Raw genomic sequence first — 18,939 nt, forward strand, 5'->3', positions numbered from 1 at the left:
TTATGCTAAGCATTGGATTCAGGCAATATTTTATGTAATCTTCTGTACTCATGTACTAGCCAAGGAGATTAAAGGTGAATTTTTCGTCCATTGAAGAGGTGAGAAATCGCATCGACCACATCGATAGCGAACTGGTTAACATTATCGCTCAGCGCGCCGAATGTGTTAAAGCGGCTGCGGCTTTCAAAACCGACCACTCGGCCGTTCGTGCTCCCGACCGCGTTCAACAGGTAATCGACAAGGTACGTAAGAAAGCTGCTGAAGCAGGGCTTCCCGAAGTGATTATCGAGAAAGTCTATCGAACCATGATCGACGCGTTTATTGATTATGAGCTTGAACACCACGACCAATTGCGACAGGAAAAGGCCATCAACTGAGAAGCGTGTTGCTTACCAGGCCACCACGTTCCCGAAACGGTCCAGATACTTGGTTTTCTTAATGACCCATTGCGACAGGAAAAGCCGGTAACAATGGATGTTTATACCGAACGGGCAATATGTTCACGTAGCCACTGATGAGCCTGGTCACGGTGGACACGTTCGGGCCAGAGCATGAGCATCTCGAAGCCCGGCACGTCAAGGGGAGGCTCGACAACCTGTAGCGCGTCGTTTCCACAAACCAGTCGCCGGGGCACCATGGCGACCAGATCGGTGCTCGTCAGAACCGCACCAAGGAGCAGAAAACCCGGCACTGACAGCGAGACACGGCGTGTCATGCCCTGCTCGGCCAACACCGTATCTGTCGCACCATGAAATCCGCCCCCTTCGGGCGAGACAATCACATGGTCGAGCTGACAGAACGTCGCCAGCGAAGGCGGGCTCTGCAAGTGAGGATGGCCGGCGCGGCCGGCGAGCACGTAGCGTTCCGTGAACAACGTACGGCGATGTAAATCCAGCGGCGCTTCGGCACCTGTCATGAAAGCAAGGTCAATATCACCTTGTTCCGCTTTCCTCGCCACCTGTGAGGGAAGACTTTGTACGATCGCCAGACGTGCCGCTGGTGCAGCGGCACGCAGCATCTCCAGGGCAGGCACGAGGATAGTTAACGCACCGTAGTCAAAGGCGGCGACACGCCAACTCTGATTTGCCAGGGCAGGGTCGAAGGGATTTGACGGTGCGACCACCTGTTGCAGGGCTGCCAATGCCTGCCGCAGAGGCTCACGCAGCCCGTCGGCGCGTGCGGTCGGCCGCATCCCCCGGGGGCCGGGCAGCAGCAAGGGATCGCCAAATAACTCCCGCAGCCGGGAGAGCTGAACGCTGACGCCAGGCTGTGACAGATGTAAACGTTCAGCCGCACGCGTGACGTTGTGTTCTATCAAAAGCGCATCGAGAGTGACCAGCAGATTTAAGTCGATACCTTTTAGGCTATTACTCATGACAATACCAGATATATTGGAAATTCATTTCAACTATACCTCATACGAAATTACTGTGTCCTCATCTACTCATGAGGCATAAATTATGAACATTCTTCTTGTCCACGCACAGCCAGAAAGCACGTCTTTAACGCGCCACCTCGTCAACATTGCTACTGAGGTATTGACGGCCCAAGGCCATACAGTGGTCGAGTCCGATCTCTATGGTATGGCGTGGAAAGCCGTGTTTGACGGCCGGGACTTCCCCAATCGAAGCAATCCTGAGCGTCTGTCATTCATTGGGGAGTCGGAACACGCCTTTGCACATGGCTGCCAGACGTCAGACGTCGAACAAGAGCAACGCAAAGTCCTGGCTGCGGATGCGGTGATTATGCTGTTCCCGCTCTGGTGGTTCAGCATGCCCGCGATCATGAAAGGCTGGATAGAGCGGGTGTGGGCCTATGGCCTGGCGTATGGATATCAAGGCAAGGGCAATGCGCATCGCTATGGAGAGGGTGGCTTCATGGGCAAACGTGCATTGCTGGCCGTGTCCGTCGGTGGCCCGGAACAAGATTATTCTCCCAGGGGCATCAATGGCCCCCTGGAACAACTCCTGTTTCCCATCACACATGGTGCGCTGTTTTACACCGGCATGGAGGTATTACCCACGTTTGCGGTTTATGGAAGCGGGCGGCTCGATGCTGACGCTCTGCGCAGGGTGGAGGCCAATTGGCGCAACCGGCTGGAAGGACTCTTTGACGATGCGCCGATTCCCTTTCGGTTACAAAATGAGGGTAGCTACCCGGATCATCATGCTTTGGCCGATCATATTGCGCCGGGCCAAACAGGGCTGGCAGCACACATTGCTGATACTTAACAAGAGCCTGAAACTCACAGATAAGGCGTTAATGATATGCAGTAAGGCAATGAACAATGGATATCTGTGTCAATGTCGGCTGCCAACCCCGTTCAGAATAACGTGATAGCATAAAGAGAAAGGGCTGCCGGCGTGAACGGCCGCCCTGCTGAATGCATTTCCCTTAATCTCTTCCCGGGTCTGTATGGTTGCGCATGTTGGGTTGATGGCACCACATTACACAGGGAGTACGTCTTAAGGCGCGACCTGGAGCACGGGCCGCAACATGATCTCTTCAACCAGCACATTAGCGGGCTGGGCAAACGCATACACCAAGGCCTGAGCGACATCCTCTGCACTAAGCGCATCAAGCTTTTCACGACGCTCTTTCATCGCTTCGCTGACATTCTGGCCAAATTCAGTCCAGACGGCCCCCGGCTCTATGACTGACACACGGATCCGGTCTGGGCCCAGTTCTTTGCGTAGTGCATCATGAAAACCGACGACGGCATATTTGGTTGCGCTGTACACCGACCAGTTCTGCACACCATAACGCCCACCTACACTGGAAACAGACGAGATCATGGCCCCCGCACGGCCGCGCATTAATGGAATAGCTTCATGTGTACAGTTGAAAACACCATGCAGATTAACGTCAACCATGGTTTTCCAGTCTTCCGGCGTGCTCTCCTCAAACGATGCACTGACGCCTGTTCCGGCATTATTAAAAAGTAAGTCCAGGCCACCAAAACGCACTCGCACCTGCTCAAAAAGGGCTTTTACCTGGGCGTGATCGGCTACATCAACCTGAACAACAGTAGCAGCATCACCCAGTTCTTTTGCCAGTGCAGTGAGCCGGTCGATACGGCGCGCAGCCAGGATGACATGCGTCCCTTCCGCAACCAGAAGGCGTGCAGCAGCCTGACCTATACCGCTCGATGCCCCGGTGATAACGGCAACTTTGCCCGTGAGATCCTGCATTTTCATGATAATTCTCCGATTAATGATTTAACGGTGGCGAGGTGCCAGGTTCACGCTCCTGACGGGTTAATTTCAGAATCAATTTTCTAAATAATTCCCGTAGGTTAAGAAAAGTGCATCACGCGTCTTAACAATTCCTGCTTATGGGTGGCTGACGGCTCCGACCGCGCTATGGAGTATGGTCTATATAGAAAGGGCGATTGAGTAAAAAAAGCGAAAACACAGCTGCTTACATTCGGAATCCCTTCAAAAGGAGAGGGTACTTCCCTTAGATAGCAATGTTTTTATTGAAAGCTCTGCCTTCATCTATCACCTATTCAATATTGAGACGGTTATATCATGGGTTTTCTGTATTACTTCTCAGGTTAACCTGTCTCAATAATTACCCGCTCAGGCAATATTATTTTCGTGGCTGTCATGGTAAATCAGCTCAAAGTCCGGGAGTGTCGGTACATGTAATTTCAACCAGTCCAGGAGGATGCCGATATTCGTTTTTTAGCTGAGTTTTCTGGCCAGACCAGGTAATAACCGTCTCCTGTTGAAATCGCCTCCCTGAAGGGGAGTGAAAGGAGCCCGCTCTCTATGTTCTATGGCCATGGGAACAGCCTGGAATGGAAGCAGTATCTGCTCAGTGAGCCAGGTGCGCTTAATCCTGCACGCTGTCAGCTTCAGCTTCATATAAATAAGGACAAATCGTCAAAATGAACATGACTCTGCTTGTCGCTTACATACTTTCGGTCATGATGCTGCTGCTGACCCCGGGCCCGGTGGTGGCGCTGATTACCGGAACAGCAGCGCGTTACGGATACCGCAACGCTTTTGCCACAGCCGCCGGCACGAACGGAGCCTCGCTCGTGCTGATTGCACTGGCGACGCTCATGCTGAAAGGTGTTGTTTCCGTGTCACCGCTGTGGCTTAGTCTGCTTGTCGTTGCCTGCTTTGGCGTGATTTATAATGTGTCAGGACTGACAACTAACCCGCTTTTTTAGCATGACGGGCCTCTCCCGGCTAATTGACTGCTCCCTGGTGTTATTTAGTCTGCTTCCGGCACATAGCCAACCACCAGGCTCGTTCTCTGCCAACGTTGAGTGAAAAGCCGATATTGACGATTAAACAGCCCGTTCAGCCGTAAGCACCGCGTTACCCGTAACCGCATGGGGCCGGGGCATCGTTACCCCGTTTTCACCGAGCGGGCCACATCCTTCACGGCACTCTCTAAACTTTCTGAATTCTTCTGAATGCCGGCGATCACCTCACCGGCTTCGCGCATGAGTCTCCCTCCCTGGCCGGTATCCGTAAGGCTGCTTTCAATGCCCTTAAGCACCTCTTTAGCCAGCTGATTGTTGCCGGCCACCACCCGTTCGATGTTTTCGGTCGCACCACTGACACTCGCCGCCAGGCTACGGACTTCTTCGGCAACAACCGCAAAACTCCTCCCGGAGGTGCCTGCCCTGGCAGCCTCAATAGCGGCATTGAGTGCGATAAGCCGCGTCTGCATGGCAAAGCTCCGGATAGTTTCCACCATGCCGTCAATGCTGTCAGACTGACTGTTAAGGCGCGAGATATCGGCGGAGACGACGTTCATCCCCTGGGTAATCCGGTCAATCATCCGTATGCTGTTCTCAACAACAACGGCCCCGGCCTGCGCACTTGCCCGGGTCTGCACGGCCATATTCCAGGCATGGACCGCCGCCTCCTGCTCCCGCTGGTTCCGCAAAACCTGCTCCGTGACGTCTGAGGCAAATTTCACAATTTTGTACAGCTGGCCGTCACTGTTAAATACAGGGTTATAAGTCGCACGGAGCCAGAGCGGTTCACCATGGCGGTTAAGGCGCGGAAACAGACCGGAAAAAAACTCCCCCTGGTTCAGCCTCTCCCAGAACTGTCGGTACTCCTCACTGTTACGGAGTGTTTCTGAACAGAACATCCGGTGATGCTTCCCCAGCACGTTTTCCCGTTGATAACCGGTGGTCTTGAGGAAATTCTCGTTCACATCAAGCACGATGCCGGCCGGATTAAATGAAATGACAGCCATTGAACGGCTGATGGCATTGATGACGGATTCCTGCTCAAGGGCTGATTGCATGCGCTCTGAGATATCGGCAGCGATTTTAATGATTTTGCATACTCTGCCGCGCCAGTCAGTGACCGGAATATAACTGGCTTCAAGCCATACGGGGCGATTTCCCTTAGCCAGCCGCAGATATTTATTACTGAAACTTTCCCCTTTCGCCAGGCGCTGCCAGAAGCGGCTGTACTCAGGCGAGTTCACACATGAAGGCGGGCAGAACATGCTGTGGTGCCGGCCCGTGATTTCGTCAGCGCGGTATCCCATGGTTGCCAGAAAAAGCGGGCTGGCCTGCTGAATAATCCCGGCAGGGGTGAATTCTATTACGGGCATCGTCTGCGCCAGCGCGTTAAACGACGCCGCTGAGCGCAGACTGCTCAGGAAGGGGATATTTTTCAGGAAACTCACGCGCATCAGATAAACCGGTTTAAGGAGTGACTGCTGGTATTATCGGCAGCCCTCCCGCCTGCATTATGTATCGCTGTGATAGTTTTCACTGATTATTAGCGGGTTGCGCGCAACATCCCGCCTAATCGGGCAGGTATATAAGCAGCCCGCACCTGCCTGGACGTCAAGAGGGTGAAGTTATGACATTAACGTATCGACAAGTCACCCCATGGGACTCCTCTTAAAAGCCCCCTGACGCCCGGCTGCCGTTACCCGGTTACGTAGCGTGCGTGGTAAATTAACCCGCTACATATTCTGATACAGATTATTTCCTGATCCACTGTATTGACTGTAACGGCCGCATCACGGCCTGTTCAGGGAGAACGCCATGCGCCATCTGACATCATTAGCGATCGTTGCCCTACTGGGCGGGGTAGTGGGGGCCGCAGCCACGCACTTGCCGAAATTGATCGCTTCCGCTTCCGGCACGCAGAGTGCGAAAACGGCACCGGCCGGGTTCTGGCAGACCCCGGCCATCCAGGGTTACGGCAAAATCCACTATCTGCCGGAGTCTGCTTACCTGCCGCGCACGGACAAAGTGCATAAAATTGTGTTCCAGATTACTGAACAGGCGGAAGCGCCCGATAAAGTCAATAAGGAGCTGGATCACCTGGCGCGTACGGTTAACCTGTATGTGGCAGCGGGTGTGCCGCTCAGCCAGCTTAAGTTTGTCGGGGCGATTTCCGGTTCCGCGACCGATGCGATCTTAAGCAATGAGCACTACCATGAAATGTTCGGCATCAATAACCCGAATGTCCCGTTAATTGAGCAACTGACCCGCGCCGGGGTGGATCTGGCGATATGCAGCCAGGCGGTGGCCGGGCATCACTACCCCTATGACTGGATCGACCCCCACGTCACGCTCGCCCTCTCGAGCCTGACGACCATTACCTCGCTGGAAGAGGACGGCTATGTATTAATGCCGCTGTGATTCTCCTGCCCTGAACCGGCGCTATTTAGCATGATAAAAAGCGCTGGTTTAGTAATTCGTGCTAATAACCCCGCCTTTACTTTGTAAAAAAACGTTTATTTAGGTTATTCCAGTTCAAAGTTTTGTATCGCGTGCATAAGCCACTGGGTGAACAATACTTCTACTATCCTGACTCTTAAGTGGGATGGACAAACCTGTCCCTGACATCCTCAGAAGAACGATATGTCATTGCCAACAGACCCTGCTGATTTGCCGTTTTTTCATCATCCCGGCATCGGTCTGCGGCCTTTCTCTTTTGCGCGTAGCCGGTCACCGGTACGCCGCACCACACAGTGATACCGTTTTGCAACACGGCCGTTTTCCTGCGGATGGAAGGCGGCTCCCCCAGCCATTGTTTAGCTTCGCCCCGTCTGCCGGAAATGGCCAATGGGCAGGCAAAGGACAAGGCCGGCTCATTTATGCAAAAGGAAACGTCATGACCCCATTTTCCAGTTTCTGGCAAGCCGGATATGAAGGTGCGGATCATATCAACCCACTGGGTGAGCCGCTGTCGATGAATGAAGCCACCGGCCACTTCGCGAAAGTGCGGGAGGATTACACCGCGCTGCTGGGTTTTAACATCCGCTGCGTGCGCGAAAGTGTGGGCTGGCGGCTGGTGGAAAAGGACGGGCAATTTGATTTCAGCTCCCTGGAGGAGCGCGCCCGGATTGCCCAGGAGCTGGGCATTCAGATCTGCTGGACCTTCTGCCATTACGGCTACCCCGAAGATGTTGATTTTTTCTCCCCTGAATTTATTACCCGCTTTGCCCGCCTGTGTGATGCCCTGACGCGTTATCTCGCCCCTTATACCGACACGCCGATCTACTCGCCGATTAACGAAATCTCCTTTACCAGCTGGGGCATGGAGCACGGCATTTTCCCGGTGCCGCCGGGTGCCGGGGATAACGTGGCGGATGAGGGCAAACGCCAGTTCGTGCGCGCCACCATCGCCGGGTGTGACGCCATCTGGGCGGCCGACCCGCGCGCGCGCATTTTGCAGTGCGACCCGATTATCCACCTGGTGCCGCCGGAAATAGAGGTAGAAGGGTTTGACGGCTCCGTCGAAGGCTGGCGTCAGGCGCAATACGCCGGGTGGGACATGCTGTGCGGCCGCCTCGCCCCAGAGCTTGGCGGCTCACCGCGCTACCTCGACCTGATTGGTGCCAACTATTACCACAGCAACCAGTGGGAGGGCGGCACCGAAGCCCGGCTGTGGTGGCATTTGGGTGACCCGCGGCGCAAGCCCCTGCACCTGATGCTCAAGGAACTTTACCAACGCTACGGCCGTCCGATTTTGCTGGCAGAAACCAGCCATGTCGGCAGCGGTCGCGGTACCTGGGTCAATGACATTACCAACGAAGTGGCGCAGGCGCTGCTGGCGGGGGTGGATGTCCGGGGGGTATGTCTCTACCCGATTATTGACCGTCCCGACTGGGACAACGTCACACACTGGCACCGCAGCGGCCTGTGGGATCTGGACTATCTCGGCCCAGACCCCCATGCCCGGGTACTGGTTCCTCACTATGCCGCCGCCCTGCGCCGTGCTCAGGGCATGTTGCATCGGCTCCACTCGAAACTGTGTTTCAACAACAGCCCAATGGGCCAGGAAAGCTCTATGTCGACAATTATTGTGTTTTGCCACTTGCGCTGGGATTTTGTCTACCAACGACCACAACAATTACTTAGCCGACTGGCTCAGTTTCACAAGATCCTGTTCATCGAAGAACCGGTGTATGACGAAGGTAAACCCTATCTGGAGACCAGTACCCCAGCAGCCAATATTACCGTTTACCGCCCTCATACCCCGGTGCATGCGCCTGGCTTCCATGATGATCAGATAGCGGTGCTGCAACCCCTGCTGGAAAACCTGCTCGACGACAGCAGCGACCCGATTGTCTGGTTCTATACCCCGATGGCGCTGCCGTTGCTGGCCCCGCTCCATGCCAGCCTGGTGGTGTATGACTGCATGGATGAACTGGCGGCGTTTAAAAATGCGCCGAAACAGCTGCTGCAACGTGAGTCGGCCCTGTTGACGCGGGCCGATCTGCTGTTCACCGGCGGGCCGAGCCTGCATGCGGCCAAGCAGGGCCGCCACGACAACAGCTACTGCTTCCCAAGCAGCGTGGATGCCGTGCATTTTGAACAGGCGCGTGACCGCAACAACGGCCACCCGCTGCAGGATGATCTGCCGCACCCGCGCCTTGGTTTTTATGGCGTGCTGGATGAGCGGCTGGATCTCGACCTTATCGCCGCCCTGGCGGACAGTCACCCGGAGTGGCAGCTGATCATGGTCGGGCCGGTGGTGAAAATCGACCCGGCGACGCTGCCGCAGCGCCCCAATATCCATTACTACGGCCAGCACACCTATCAGGCGCTGCCGCACTTCCTGGCGGGCTGGGATGTCTGCCTGCTGCCGTTCGCGATCAATGAGTCCACGCGCTTTATCAGCCCGACCAAGGTGCTGGAGTATATGGCGGCGGAACTGCCGATCGTCAGTACCGCCATTAAAGATGTGGAGGAACCTTACGGCGATGTGGTAGCGATTGGCCACACCGCGGAGGAATTCATCGCCGCCTGTGAACAGGCGCTGGCGCAGGATGAGGAGCAGCTGGCTGAAACCGCCTCGGTGATGCGCACCCGCATCGCCCGCACCTCCTGGGATGCCACCGCCGAGCAGATGGCGACGCTGATGGATGAGGCGCTGCTGCACAACCGCCACCCGGTGCTGGAAACAGAAATGCCGACCCGGGCCGAACTCTCCGGCTCCAACGTCGCGGTGCTCAGCACCGGCAATGTCCAGAGCGAGGCGCAGCGTATCCCGTGCCTGATCGCCGGTGCCGGGCCGACCGGCCTGAGTGCCGCGTACCACTATGGCCCCGGTGCGCTGCTACTGGAGCGCCATGACAGCGTCGGCGGCTGGTGCCGCTCCGTGCAAGACAATGGATTCACCTTCGATTACGCCGGGCACATCATGTTCTCCAATGACCCGTATGTGCTGCAACTCTATGAGATGCTGCTGGGGGACAATATGCACTGGCAGAACCGTGAGGCCTGGATCTACAGCCACGACGTCTACACCCGCTACCCGTTCCAGGGGGCACTGTATGGCCTGCCGCCTGCCGTGATCACCGAATGTATCGTCGGCGCGATCGAAGCCCGCTACGGCGAGGCAGCCCAACCGGCCGGCGGTACCGTGGTCAAGCCGCTGGATGACTGCTGTGCAGACGGCAGCGCGCCGGATGAGAACACCCCGGCGCGTGACGGCGGCAACAAAAAACCGCAGAACTTCGAGCAGTTTATCCATCAGGTCTGGGGCAAAGGGATCGCCAAACACTTCGCCGTGCCTTACAACAAAAAACTCTGGACGGTGCCGCTCTCTGAGATGGAGACCTCCTGGCTGGGCGGGCGTGTGCCGCTGCCGGAGCTGGACCAGATTATCCAGGGCGCGCTGGAGCCGGCACCGCCGCCGATGGGGCCGAACTCGCGTTTCGGCTACCCGCTGAAAGGGGGCTTCCAGGCGTTGATGGAAGGGTTCCTGCCGCATATTGAGGGCCAGCTGGAAACCGGCGCGAAAATTGTCCAGGTGCAACCGCGTGAACACCTGCTGACGCTGGCCGATGGCCGCCGCTACCGTTATGACCACCTGGTCAGCACCCTGCCGCTGCCGGAGCTGATTAAAATGATGGGCGATGCTGCGCCGCCGGCGATACACGCCGCCGCTGCCGGTTTGCAGCACATTTCGGTGAAATGTGTGAACCTCGGCATCGGCCGTGAAAACCTCACCAACAAGCACTGGATCTATTACCCGGGCGACACTATTTTCCACCGTATCTTTGTGCAGGGGAATGCCAGCCCGCACTGTAATGCGCCGGGCGGCTTCGGCATTACCTGCGAAATCACCTATTCGCCGCATAAACCGCTGCCGGTGGATGGTCAGGCGCTGATCGACCGCTGCATTGAGGAGTGCATCCAGGTCGGGATGTTTACCAAAGAGGACAAGGTGCTGGCGGCCAATATCGTCGACATGCCTTACGCCTATGTGCTCTACGACCATACCCGCGCGCAACATGTCTCGACGGTGCGCACCTGGCTGGCGAAGCATGACATCGTGCTGGCGGGTCGCTATAGCGAGTGGGAGTACTACAATTCAGATCACGCCTTTGTGGCCGGTAAGAATGCAGCACAAAAAGTGAAAGCGCTGCAACGCAAAGACGGTACCGGCAGTTAACCTCCGCGCGCCCCGCTTGCCGGGGCGCCGCTTGTTCTGCCTGGGCTGCGGCCGGGCATGCACCACACCCCGCCGTCCGGCATGTAATCTCCCATAAATGATAAATATGTCTACACTTTATAGCGGTGACAACGTCACCTTTGAGGCCGCAGGCGGCCTTCTGGACTCCGCACAAGACATGAGAGGCGTAATATGTTGTACCGCAGCTTCGAAAGGATGATTGATATCTTTAAACCTGCCCCGAAGGAGACGCCGCCAAACCGGGTCTGGGCTTTTTATTTCTATTTTCTGCGTCAGGCCTGGCCCAGTTTCACCGGCCTTATGTTTGTCGGGTTGATCAGCGCCCTGCTGGAAGTGGTGCTGTTTGACTTCCTCAGCCGCATCATTGACCTCACACGCGACACCACGCCGGAACGGTTCTTCAGCGAGCACAGCGGCGAGCTGATCTGGATGCTGGTGGTGGCGATGATCCTCCGGCCCCTGTTTATCGCCCTGCACGATCTGCTGATCCACCAGAACATTAACCCCAGCATGTCCAGCATGATTTTGTGGCAGAACCATAACCATATCCTGCGCCAGAGCCTGCGCTTCTTCCAGAATGACTTCTCCGGCCGCATCGCCCAGCGCATTACGCAGACCGGCAATGCATTGCGCGATTCCGCCGTACAGGCAGTGGATGCCATCTGGCATGTGCTGATTTACGCCATCGGCTCGATGGTGCTGTTTGCCGAGGCGGACTGGCGGCTGATGATCCCGCTGCTGGTGTGGATCGCCGCCTATGCCATCAGCCTGGCGTATTTTGTGCCGAGGATTAAAAACCGCTCGGTGGCGGCTTCCAACGCCAACTCACGCCTGATGGGCTGCATCGTGGATGGCTACACCAATATCCTGACCCTTAAGCTGTTCGCGCATAAAAACCTGGAGCAGGATTACGCCCGCGCCGCCCTGCAGGAGCAGACCTACAAAGCCCAGCTCACCAGCCGGTTAGTCACCAGCATGGATGTGGTGATCAGCACCCTGAACGGGTTGCTGATTGTCGCCACCACCGCGCTGGCCCTGTGGCTCTGGACGGAGAACATCATCACCGTCGGGGCCATCGCGCTGGCGACCGGCCTGATGCTGCGGCTGGTGAACATGTCCGGCTGGATCATGTGGGTGGTGAACGGCATCTTCAGCAATATCGGCATGGTGCAGGACGGCCTGGAGACGCTGACCCAGCCGGTCAGCGTCACTGATGAACCGAATGCGCCGGATTTGGTCGTCTCACAAGGCGAAATCCGCTTTGAACATGCGATGTTCAATTATATCCGCGAAGGCACACCGCTGATCCCGGACTTCAATCTGGTGATTAAATCAGGTGAGAAGATCGGCCTGGTTGGCCCATCCGGCTCCGGGAAGTCAACGCTGGTTAACCTGCTGCTGCGTCTGTATAACCTCGACGGCGGCCGCATTCTGATTGACGGGCAGGACATCTCCAAAGTAAGCCAGCAGAGCCTGCGCGCGCAGATCGGCATGATCACCCAGGATACGGCGCTGCTGCACCGCTCCATCCGCGATAACCTGCTGTACGGCAAACCGGACGCGACGGAAGAGGAGCTGGAGCGCGCCATCAAACGGGCGCACGCTGACCAGTTCATCCCGTACCTGACAGACGACCAGGGCCGCATCGGGCTGGACGCGCATGTGGGTGAGCGCGGCGTCAAACTCTCCGGCGGCCAGCGCCAGCGTATCGCCATCGCCCGCGTGCTGCTGAAGGATGCGCCAATCCTGATCATGGATGAGGCGACCTCCGCGCTCGACTCCGAAGTCGAAGCCGCGATTCAGGAGAACCTGAACGCCCTGATGAAAGGCAAAACGGTGATCGCCATCGCCCACCGGCTCTCCACCATTGTCAAAATGGACCAGCTGGTGGTGATGAAAGAGGGGCAGATTGTCGAGCTCGGCAACCACGAAGAGCTGCAAACCGAACAGGGGCTTTACTCCCGCCTGTGGCGGCACCAGACCGGCGGCTTCGTCGGCGCGCGCTAACAGGTCACACAACAAAAAGGGACGGCTTGCCGTCCCTTTTTTTTCGCCCCGGCGAGTAAGTTAATAAATACTCGTCCGATTTTCGGTTGTGGGCGGTATGTTGAAAACGGCAAACTTCCCGGTACACGACAACCGGAGAACCTCATGGACTTCAACGCACTTCACCATCAACACTCACCGTTACTGATTGCCAATGTATGGGATGCCGGCAGTGCCCTGGCTGCACAACAGGCGGGATATTACGCATTGGGCACGTCCAGCGCCGCCATGGCCGCTATGTTAGGGTATGAAGATGGGGAGGGCATGGGTTTTGATGAATTATTATTCATTGTCGCCCGTATCAGAGCCGTCACGGCACGTCCTCTCAGCGTTGATGTAGAAGCCGGATATGGCGACACCACAAAAGAGATTATTAAGAATATCCAACGGCTGGTACAACTTGGCGTCGTGGGTATTAACCTGGAAGACAGCCGGGTGGCAGATGGCGTTCGGCAGCTTGAGGATGCCTCCCTGTTTGCCGATAAATGTCAGGCAATCGCCCAGTCATGCCCTGACATTTTCCTGAATGTCCGCACGGATACTTTCTTACTCAACACCGAAAATGCGCTCAGGGAAACAGTGTGCCGCGGCCAGTTATATGCAGACCATGGCGCAAAGGGTTTTTTTGTTCCCGGTGTGACCCAGTCTGAAGATATCGCCGCTATAGCCCGTAACGTCGCATTGCCTCTGAACGTCATGTGTCTGCCTGGCCTGCCGGATTTCGGTACGCTGGCAACATTGGGTGTACGCCGTATTTCAATGGGGAATGTTGTCTATTCGGCCATGCAGGCGCAGTTAAAGGATTTACTCTGTACAATTCAGGAACAACGCACGTTTGCAGGAGTTCTCAACCATGAAAATCACCGATAATTTCCAGTGCGATCAGTGGTATCAGGCATTGCTGGCGCGCGCAGCAGAGTTCACCGGCGTTTTTTTTGTGGGTGTCAAAACCACGCGCGTATTCTGTATCTCAATCTGCCGGGCGCGAAAACCGAAGCGGGAAAATGTCGAGTTTTACGATGATGTTAACTCGGCGCTGGATGACGGTTTCCGCCCTTGTAAGATCTGCCGCCCGACAGAAAACGCCTTCACTGCCCCGGCTTTTATCCAACAGGCGTTAAAACGGGTGCGTGATAGACCTGACGAGCGGGTCAGCGATACCGAACTGCGCCAACATGCTATCAGCCCGGAGCGCGTACGGCGTTGGTTCCTGCAACATCATGGCATCACCTTCCAGGCTTTTCAGCGCATGCAGAGGGTTAACGGGGCGCTTCAGGCGCTAAAAGCGGGGCGGACAACCACGGAGGCGGCATTCGAGAGGGGTTACGAATCGCTGAGCGGGTTTGGCTACACGTGCAAAAAACTGACGGGTCATGCGCCAAGTGAAACCCACCAGACTCTTTTACTCCACCGTTTTACCACGCCCCTTGGCCCGATGGTTGTCTGTGCAACCGACCGCGGTGTGTGCCTGCTGGAGTTTGCCGACAAAGGAATGCTGGATACCGAATTTGGCACATTGCAGCGTCTGTTTACGGCAACCATGCTGGCGGGAGAAAACAGTCATACCCATCAGGCAGAAAAAGAGATTGGAGAGTATTTTTCGGGCTATCGCCGGACGTTCGGGGTGGCACTGGATACGCGGGGCAGCGAATTTCAGCGCACTGTCTGGGCGGGGCTGCGCCATGTTGCCTTTGGTCAGACCCTAAATTATCAGGCGCTTGCAGCAGAAATCGGGAAACCGGCCGCGATGCGCGCCGTGGCAGCCGCCAATAGGGCCAACCGGGTGGCGATTATTGTTCCCTGCCATCGCGTTATTGGTAAGGATGGATCACTGACTGGTTACGGCGGTGGCCTCGCCCGTAAAGCCTGGTTAATTGCCCATGAGGCAAAGCACGTTCAATCAGACGAGTGCATCTGACCGCACCCCACCCACCCGGGCGGGGTGCCGCCAGTCAAAGCTCGCCTGTCAGATACTGCGCAACACCGTTGCCGAAACTCCAGTCGGAACGGTCATTATTGATAAACGACACCATCACGTCGCTGGGCGCAATACCGCAGTACTCGTGCAGTTCGCGGCAGAGTTCCGTCAGGAACAGCGCTTTCTGCTCCGGGCTGCGCGGGCTGGTAAAGACCCGCAGCACCACTACCTTCTCTGTGCGTTCAATCCCTAAGCCCGTATCCTGGATGACCATCTGGTAAGGCTTGTTTTCGTGAACAATCTGGTAGCGGTCACGCTCCGGTACCTTGAACGCGGTCAATACGGCGCGGTGGGCGGCATCCAGCATGGCTTTGGTTTCAGCTTCACTACGCCCTTCAAGGACGTCAAACATTAATAACGGCATGGATCACCTCACAATGTACATTCGGGTTCAAAGGGAGAGTTGCCCTTCACTGATGATCAGCGTAAAGCAAGAACGCGGCGGGAAAAAGCGCTATCCTTGAACTGATTATTCACCCTATTGAACAATGACGATGAAAGATCTGAAACCTGATGCCCTCTGGACGCACCTGCACTGGCTCTCGGTGCTGGCGGAGCAGGGCAGTTTTACCCGCACAGCGGAACGGCTGGACGTCAGCAAGGCGGCAGTCAGCCAGAAAATCAAAGAGCTGGAGCAGCTGGCCGGGGTACCGCTGGTGCGCCGCACCACCCGCACCATGCAACTGACCGACGCCGGGCAAAAGCTGGTGGAGGAGCTGAAAGCGCCGTTCTCGGAGATCATGCGCAGCTTTATCGGTATCCGTGATGCCCAGGGGCCGCTGCGCGGGCGGGTGCGTGTCACCGCGCCGGTGGCCTTCGCCCGTCAGCAACTGGTGCCGCACATCATCGGCTTTATGCGCCGCTACCCGCAGGTGCGGGTGCAGCTTGAAGTGAGTGACCGGCTGGTGTCGCTGGCGGCCGAAGGGTTCGATCTGGCGATCCGCCACAGCGACACCCTGCCGGAGACCCATGTCGCCCAGCGGCTCTGTGCCACACGCACCCTGATGGTAGCGTCACCGGACTATCTTCGCCGCCACGGCACCCCGGAAGCGCCCCAGCAGCTCGCCGGCCACCAGTGCCTCTACTACCCGCGCGGCAGCGAACAGCCGGGCTGGGCCTTTGTTTTAGAACAAAAAGAGGCGCAGCAAAACGTGCCGCTCGGGGCATCGCCGGGCAGCGCCACGGTCACGGTGCCGGTCAGCGGCATGTTCGCCACCAATAACAGTGAATCGATCCGGGATGCGGCGATCGCCGGGATGGGCATCGCGCTGCTGCCGGATTTCAGCGCGCAGTCTGCCTTAGACGCCGGTACCCTGGTGCCGCTGCTGGCCGCCTGGCAGCCGGTCGGGGTGTTTGCGCAAAACCTCTACATTGTGCGGCCATGGAGCGCACAGGTGCCGCGAGCGGTCACGGCGTTTACCGCCTATCTGCGTGCAGTGTTCAGCGGGGAAACGGCATAAAAAAAGCGGCCCGCAGGCCGCCAGGAAAGGGGAAGCGGTTACGCCACGTTGATGCCGGTGTTATCCATGGGCCGGGCCGTGCCGGCCACACGGATGCTGCCGCCCGGCTCATCACTGATGCGGATGTTCAGCAGTGAACGCATACCCATATCTTCGCCCTGAATAATGTCCACCTCGCCGCCGTGCGGCCAGCCGATATCACGCAGATAGCCGCCAAGTGCCGCCGCTGCCGCGCCGGTGGCCGGGTCTTCATACACACCGCCGATGGCAAACGGGTTGCGGGCATGGAAGCGGGTGGGGCTTTCCGCATGGACCAGACAGAAAGTAGTGATGCCGTGCGCTTCCATCATGGCCTTGCCTTTGGCCTGATCGTAATGCATCGCCCGGAGGGTGTCGTGGTCATGCAGCGCCAGCACCAGGTGGTGGGCGCCGCCCTCTGCCCAGGCCGGCGGCAGGCGCGTGTCCAGATCCTCCTGCTGCCAGCCGAACAGCGCCAGCGCTTCTGCCACCAGCTCAGCCGGGGCAGGCTCGCTGCGGGTTGGAGGGGAGTACAGCGCGGCCGTGGAAAGCCCCGCCTGATTATCGCCTTCTACGCTGATCTCGCCGTCGTTCAGAAACAGCCGGTAGCGGCTCGGCCCGAAACGGGTGGTCAGGACAGCGCCCGCGGCAATGGTGGCATGGCCGCAGAATGGGATCTCAATCTCCGGGGCAAAATAACGGACGCGCCAGCCGTCATCCTGCGGGGCCAGAAACGCCGTTTCTGAGTAGCCTACCGCCGCGGCAATCTGCTGCATGTCAGCCGCCTCCGGCAAGGCATCGGTTATCATTACACCGGCGGGGTTGCCACCCTGCCATCTGTCAGAAAAAGCGGCAATACGTGCTACGTTCTTGGGTTCCATTTGCTCACATCCTCAGGTATTGGCTAAAAAATAACTATAGCCAACATACCTGAAATCCGGCAAAAGCGCGCGTCCGGCAAAAAGATTAATGCTCTGATTTTTCAGCTTTTTCACACTGTTTCTGTTGCGCTTCCTGCTCGCCCTCTTCTCCTTCGGCGCGCTGTTCCTGCTCCTGACGACGGCGCTCCTCTTTCGCCGCCTTGCGGGCCTGGCGCAGGTTAAGCAGCGGTGTCACGGTAACGCCATGCACAATCACGCTGGCGGCAATCACCGTAAACGCGATGTCCACCATGCGGGTGGCGTCCGGCCCGCTGCCCAGCCCATGCGTATAGGCGTAAGCAATATAGTTGATACTGCCGATGCCGCGGATCCCCAGCCACCCCAGCAACCCACGGCGCAGGGCGGGGGTGCCGGTGCCCATGCTCACGATCCACACCGACAGCGGGCGGATGACGATAAACAGCACCGCCGCCATCAGCAGCCCCTGATAATCCCAATGTTGCGCCAGGGTAATGCCCAGCACAATCACGATGGCGGCAGCGAAGATACGCTCCATGATGTCCCCGAAGGCCAGCGCATCCCCCACCACCAGCCCGACCGAATGGGCCGGGCCGCTGGTGTTGAGCGTATGGCGCTGGTTGGGGTTAACCAGCTCTTCGGCGGGCGGGTAGTTATCGTGGTCACTGATCTCCTCCGGCGGATGGAGGTTAATCACTTTCATCTCCGCCCGGCGCAGCCCGACCCCTGCGGCAAAGGCCGCCAGAAAGCCGGAAGCCTCCAGGCTTTGTGCGGCGGCGTAGCTCAGGGCGATCAACGCCAGCGCCAGAAAATCATTGGGGGCGACATCATGCTGTTTGCTGCGCAGCAATGTCGCCAACAGCCCCACCAGCCGGCCCATCACGAAGCCGATGCCCAGCCCGCCCAGCAGTGCCCAGAGCACGTCCACCAGCGCCCAGTGCCGCCATGCTTCGCCGGTCAGGGTGCCCTGGGAGGTGATCAGCATCATCGCCAGAATCAGGATCGGCAGCGCCGAGCCGTCGTTCATCCCGGCCTCACTGGAAAGCGCTACCCGGAGGTCATCGTTGTCACTGGCATCGTTGACGGAAATCAGACTCGCCAGCACCGGGTCAGTCGGTGCGACAATCGCCCCGAAAGCCAGCGCCAGCGGCCAATCAAAGCCCAGCATATAGTGCGCGGCCGCTGTCACACCGCCAACCGTGAGCAACATCGCCGGAAACGCCAGCCGCGCGCCCATCCGCCAGCTGCGGCTTTTAAACGGCAGGCGCAGTTTCAACCCGGTAATAAACAGCGAGGCGGCCATGGCGATCTCAGTAACCCGGCCAACCAGTTCAGAGTGGTCGACGACATCAATCCGCAGCAGATCCAGCGCCCACGGGCCGCAAATTATCCCGGCGGCCAGATACAGCCCAAAGGTGCTGACCGGGCTGCGGCTAATCCACCCCGATGCCAGCGACATCATCAGCAACAACCCACCGGTTGCGGCCGTCCAGCCTAAAAAATCCATAGCGCGTATCCTCTTGTTCTCTGCCGGGGCGGGTTCACGCCCGGTTTTCTTCTGCCGTGTGCGTATAAAAGTGTAGCAGGTGCAGGGGGTTAGATAAGAAAAGCAG

At 57.6% G+C, this 18,939-nt stretch carries 14 protein-coding genes and 1 pseudogene; 9 read left to right on the forward strand and 6 right to left on the reverse strand.

The window, feature by feature from the left end; translation table 11 throughout:
- Positions 1 to 74 precede the first annotated feature (74 nt).
- The gene (locus CYR55_RS06950; RefSeq protein WP_101815421.1) at positions 75 to 377 is read left to right on the forward strand and encodes a chorismate mutase; all 303 of its coding nucleotides are present in this window, start codon (positions 75 to 77) and stop codon (positions 375 to 377) included.
- Between the two features lie 101 nt (positions 378 to 478).
- On the opposite strand, the gene CYR55_RS06955 is transcribed toward CYR55_RS06950, so the two are convergent.
- Entirely contained in the window at positions 479 to 1,375 is an 897-nt protein-coding gene (locus tag CYR55_RS06955) for a LysR family transcriptional regulator (RefSeq protein ID WP_101815422.1), read from the reverse strand.
- A gap of 85 nt (positions 1,376 to 1,460) precedes the next feature.
- On the opposite strand from CYR55_RS06955, the gene CYR55_RS06960 reads away from it, so the two are divergent.
- Positions 1,461 to 2,231, forward strand: coding sequence for an NAD(P)H-dependent oxidoreductase (locus CYR55_RS06960; protein WP_101815423.1), 771 nt, complete (start codon positions 1,461 to 1,463; stop codon positions 2,229 to 2,231).
- Between the two features lie 234 nt (positions 2,232 to 2,465).
- On the opposite strand, the gene CYR55_RS06965 is transcribed toward CYR55_RS06960, so the two are convergent.
- Positions 2,466 to 3,197 (reverse strand): SDR family oxidoreductase, encoded by a 732-nt coding sequence (locus tag CYR55_RS06965; RefSeq protein WP_101815424.1) that lies wholly within the window; start codon positions 3,195 to 3,197, stop codon positions 2,466 to 2,468.
- Positions 3,198 to 3,892: 695 nt separating this feature from the next.
- On the opposite strand from CYR55_RS06965, the pseudogene CYR55_RS06970 reads away from it, so the two are divergent.
- A pseudogene (locus CYR55_RS06970) lies at positions 3,893 to 4,117 on the forward strand (LysE family translocator); the annotation flags it as partial.
- A 245-nt stretch (positions 4,118 to 4,362) separates the two neighbouring features.
- On the opposite strand, the gene CYR55_RS06975 reads toward CYR55_RS06970, so the two are convergent.
- Positions 4,363 to 5,673, reverse strand: a complete 1,311-nt coding sequence (locus CYR55_RS06975; protein ID WP_101815425.1) for a methyl-accepting chemotaxis protein — start codon at positions 5,671 to 5,673, stop codon at positions 4,363 to 4,365.
- A 361-nt stretch (positions 5,674 to 6,034) separates the two neighbouring features.
- On the opposite strand from CYR55_RS06975, the gene CYR55_RS06980 reads away from it, so the two are divergent.
- The 5 genes from CYR55_RS06980 (at position 6,035) to CYR55_RS07000 (ending at position 14,889) form a co-directional block, all read left to right on the forward strand.
- Positions 6,035 to 6,637: a DsrE family protein gene (locus tag CYR55_RS06980; RefSeq protein ID WP_101815426.1), complete on the forward strand. Its 603-nt coding sequence runs from the start codon at positions 6,035 to 6,037 to the stop codon at positions 6,635 to 6,637.
- Positions 6,638 to 7,112: 475 nt separating this feature from the next.
- Positions 7,113 to 10,904, forward strand: coding sequence for an NAD(P)-binding protein (locus CYR55_RS06985; RefSeq protein WP_101815427.1), 3,792 nt, complete (start codon positions 7,113 to 7,115; stop codon positions 10,902 to 10,904).
- A 192-nt stretch (positions 10,905 to 11,096) separates the two neighbouring features.
- Entirely contained in the window at positions 11,097 to 12,932 is a 1,836-nt protein-coding gene (locus CYR55_RS06990; protein WP_101815428.1) for an ABC transporter ATP-binding protein, read from the forward strand.
- Between the two features lie 144 nt (positions 12,933 to 13,076).
- Positions 13,077 to 13,841, forward strand: a complete 765-nt coding sequence (locus tag CYR55_RS06995) for an isocitrate lyase/PEP mutase family protein (RefSeq protein ID WP_101815429.1) — start codon at positions 13,077 to 13,079, stop codon at positions 13,839 to 13,841.
- Positions 13,825 to 14,889 (forward strand): bifunctional transcriptional activator/DNA repair enzyme AdaA, encoded by a 1,065-nt coding sequence (locus CYR55_RS07000; RefSeq protein WP_101815430.1) that lies wholly within the window; start codon positions 13,825 to 13,827, stop codon positions 14,887 to 14,889. The genes CYR55_RS06995 and CYR55_RS07000 overlap by 17 nt, the downstream gene beginning before the upstream one ends.
- Before the next feature lie 34 nt (positions 14,890 to 14,923).
- Here CYR55_RS07000 and CYR55_RS07005 read toward each other — a convergent pair whose 3' ends face one another.
- On the reverse strand, positions 14,924 to 15,313 hold the full coding sequence (locus CYR55_RS07005) for a tautomerase family protein (RefSeq protein ID WP_101815431.1): 390 nt from the start codon (positions 15,311 to 15,313) through the stop codon (positions 14,924 to 14,926).
- 130 nt (positions 15,314 to 15,443) lie between these two features.
- Here CYR55_RS07005 and CYR55_RS07010 point away from each other — a divergent pair, with 130 nt between their 5' ends.
- Positions 15,444 to 16,409, forward strand: a complete 966-nt coding sequence (locus CYR55_RS07010) for a LysR family transcriptional regulator (protein ID WP_101815432.1) — start codon at positions 15,444 to 15,446, stop codon at positions 16,407 to 16,409.
- Positions 16,410 to 16,447: 38 nt separating this feature from the next.
- Here the strand turns inward: CYR55_RS07010 and CYR55_RS07015 are convergent, their stop codons facing one another.
- Together CYR55_RS07015 and CYR55_RS07020 are read right to left on the reverse strand one after the other, a co-directional pair.
- Positions 16,448 to 17,308, reverse strand: coding sequence for a PhzF family phenazine biosynthesis protein (locus CYR55_RS07015; protein WP_101815433.1), 861 nt, complete (start codon positions 17,306 to 17,308; stop codon positions 16,448 to 16,450).
- Between the two features lie 85 nt (positions 17,309 to 17,393).
- A complete protein-coding gene (locus CYR55_RS07020) occupies positions 17,394 to 18,833 on the reverse strand; it encodes a cation:proton antiporter (RefSeq protein WP_101815434.1) in 1,440 nt (479 codons plus the stop codon).
- Positions 18,834 to 18,939: the final 106 nt, after the last annotated feature.

The organism is Chimaeribacter californicus (genome assembly GCF_002858675.1).
In the GTDB taxonomy this organism is placed as follows: domain Bacteria; phylum Pseudomonadota; class Gammaproteobacteria; order Enterobacterales; family Enterobacteriaceae; genus Chimaeribacter; species Chimaeribacter californicus.

Coding starts and splice junctions, on each gene's coding strand:
- CYR55_RS06955 (WP_101815422.1), bottom strand. CDS start 1,375: ATGAGTAATAGCCTAAAAGGTATCGACTTAAATCTGCTGGTCACTCTC.
- CYR55_RS06960 (WP_101815423.1), top strand. CDS start 1,461: ATGAACATTCTTCTTGTCCACGCACAGCCAGAAAGCACGTCTTTAACG.
- CYR55_RS06965 (WP_101815424.1), bottom strand. CDS start 3,197: ATGAAAATGCAGGATCTCACGGGCAAAGTTGCCGTTATCACCGGGGCA.
- CYR55_RS06975 (WP_101815425.1), bottom strand. CDS start 5,673: ATGCGCGTGAGTTTCCTGAAAAATATCCCCTTCCTGAGCAGTCTGCGC.
- CYR55_RS06980 (WP_101815426.1), top strand. CDS start 6,035: ATGCGCCATCTGACATCATTAGCGATCGTTGCCCTACTGGGCGGGGTA.
- CYR55_RS06985 (WP_101815427.1), top strand. CDS start 7,113: ATGACCCCATTTTCCAGTTTCTGGCAAGCCGGATATGAAGGTGCGGAT.
- CYR55_RS06990 (WP_101815428.1), top strand. CDS start 11,097: ATGTTGTACCGCAGCTTCGAAAGGATGATTGATATCTTTAAACCTGCC.
- CYR55_RS06995 (WP_101815429.1), top strand. CDS start 13,077: ATGGACTTCAACGCACTTCACCATCAACACTCACCGTTACTGATTGCC.
- CYR55_RS07000 (WP_101815430.1), top strand. CDS start 13,825: ATGAAAATCACCGATAATTTCCAGTGCGATCAGTGGTATCAGGCATTG.
- CYR55_RS07005 (WP_101815431.1), bottom strand. CDS start 15,313: ATGCCGTTATTAATGTTTGACGTCCTTGAAGGGCGTAGTGAAGCTGAA.
- CYR55_RS07010 (WP_101815432.1), top strand. CDS start 15,444: ATGAAAGATCTGAAACCTGATGCCCTCTGGACGCACCTGCACTGGCTC.
- CYR55_RS07015 (WP_101815433.1), bottom strand. CDS start 17,308: ATGGAACCCAAGAACGTAGCACGTATTGCCGCTTTTTCTGACAGATGG.
- CYR55_RS07020 (WP_101815434.1), bottom strand. CDS start 18,833: ATGGATTTTTTAGGCTGGACGGCCGCAACCGGTGGGTTGTTGCTGATG.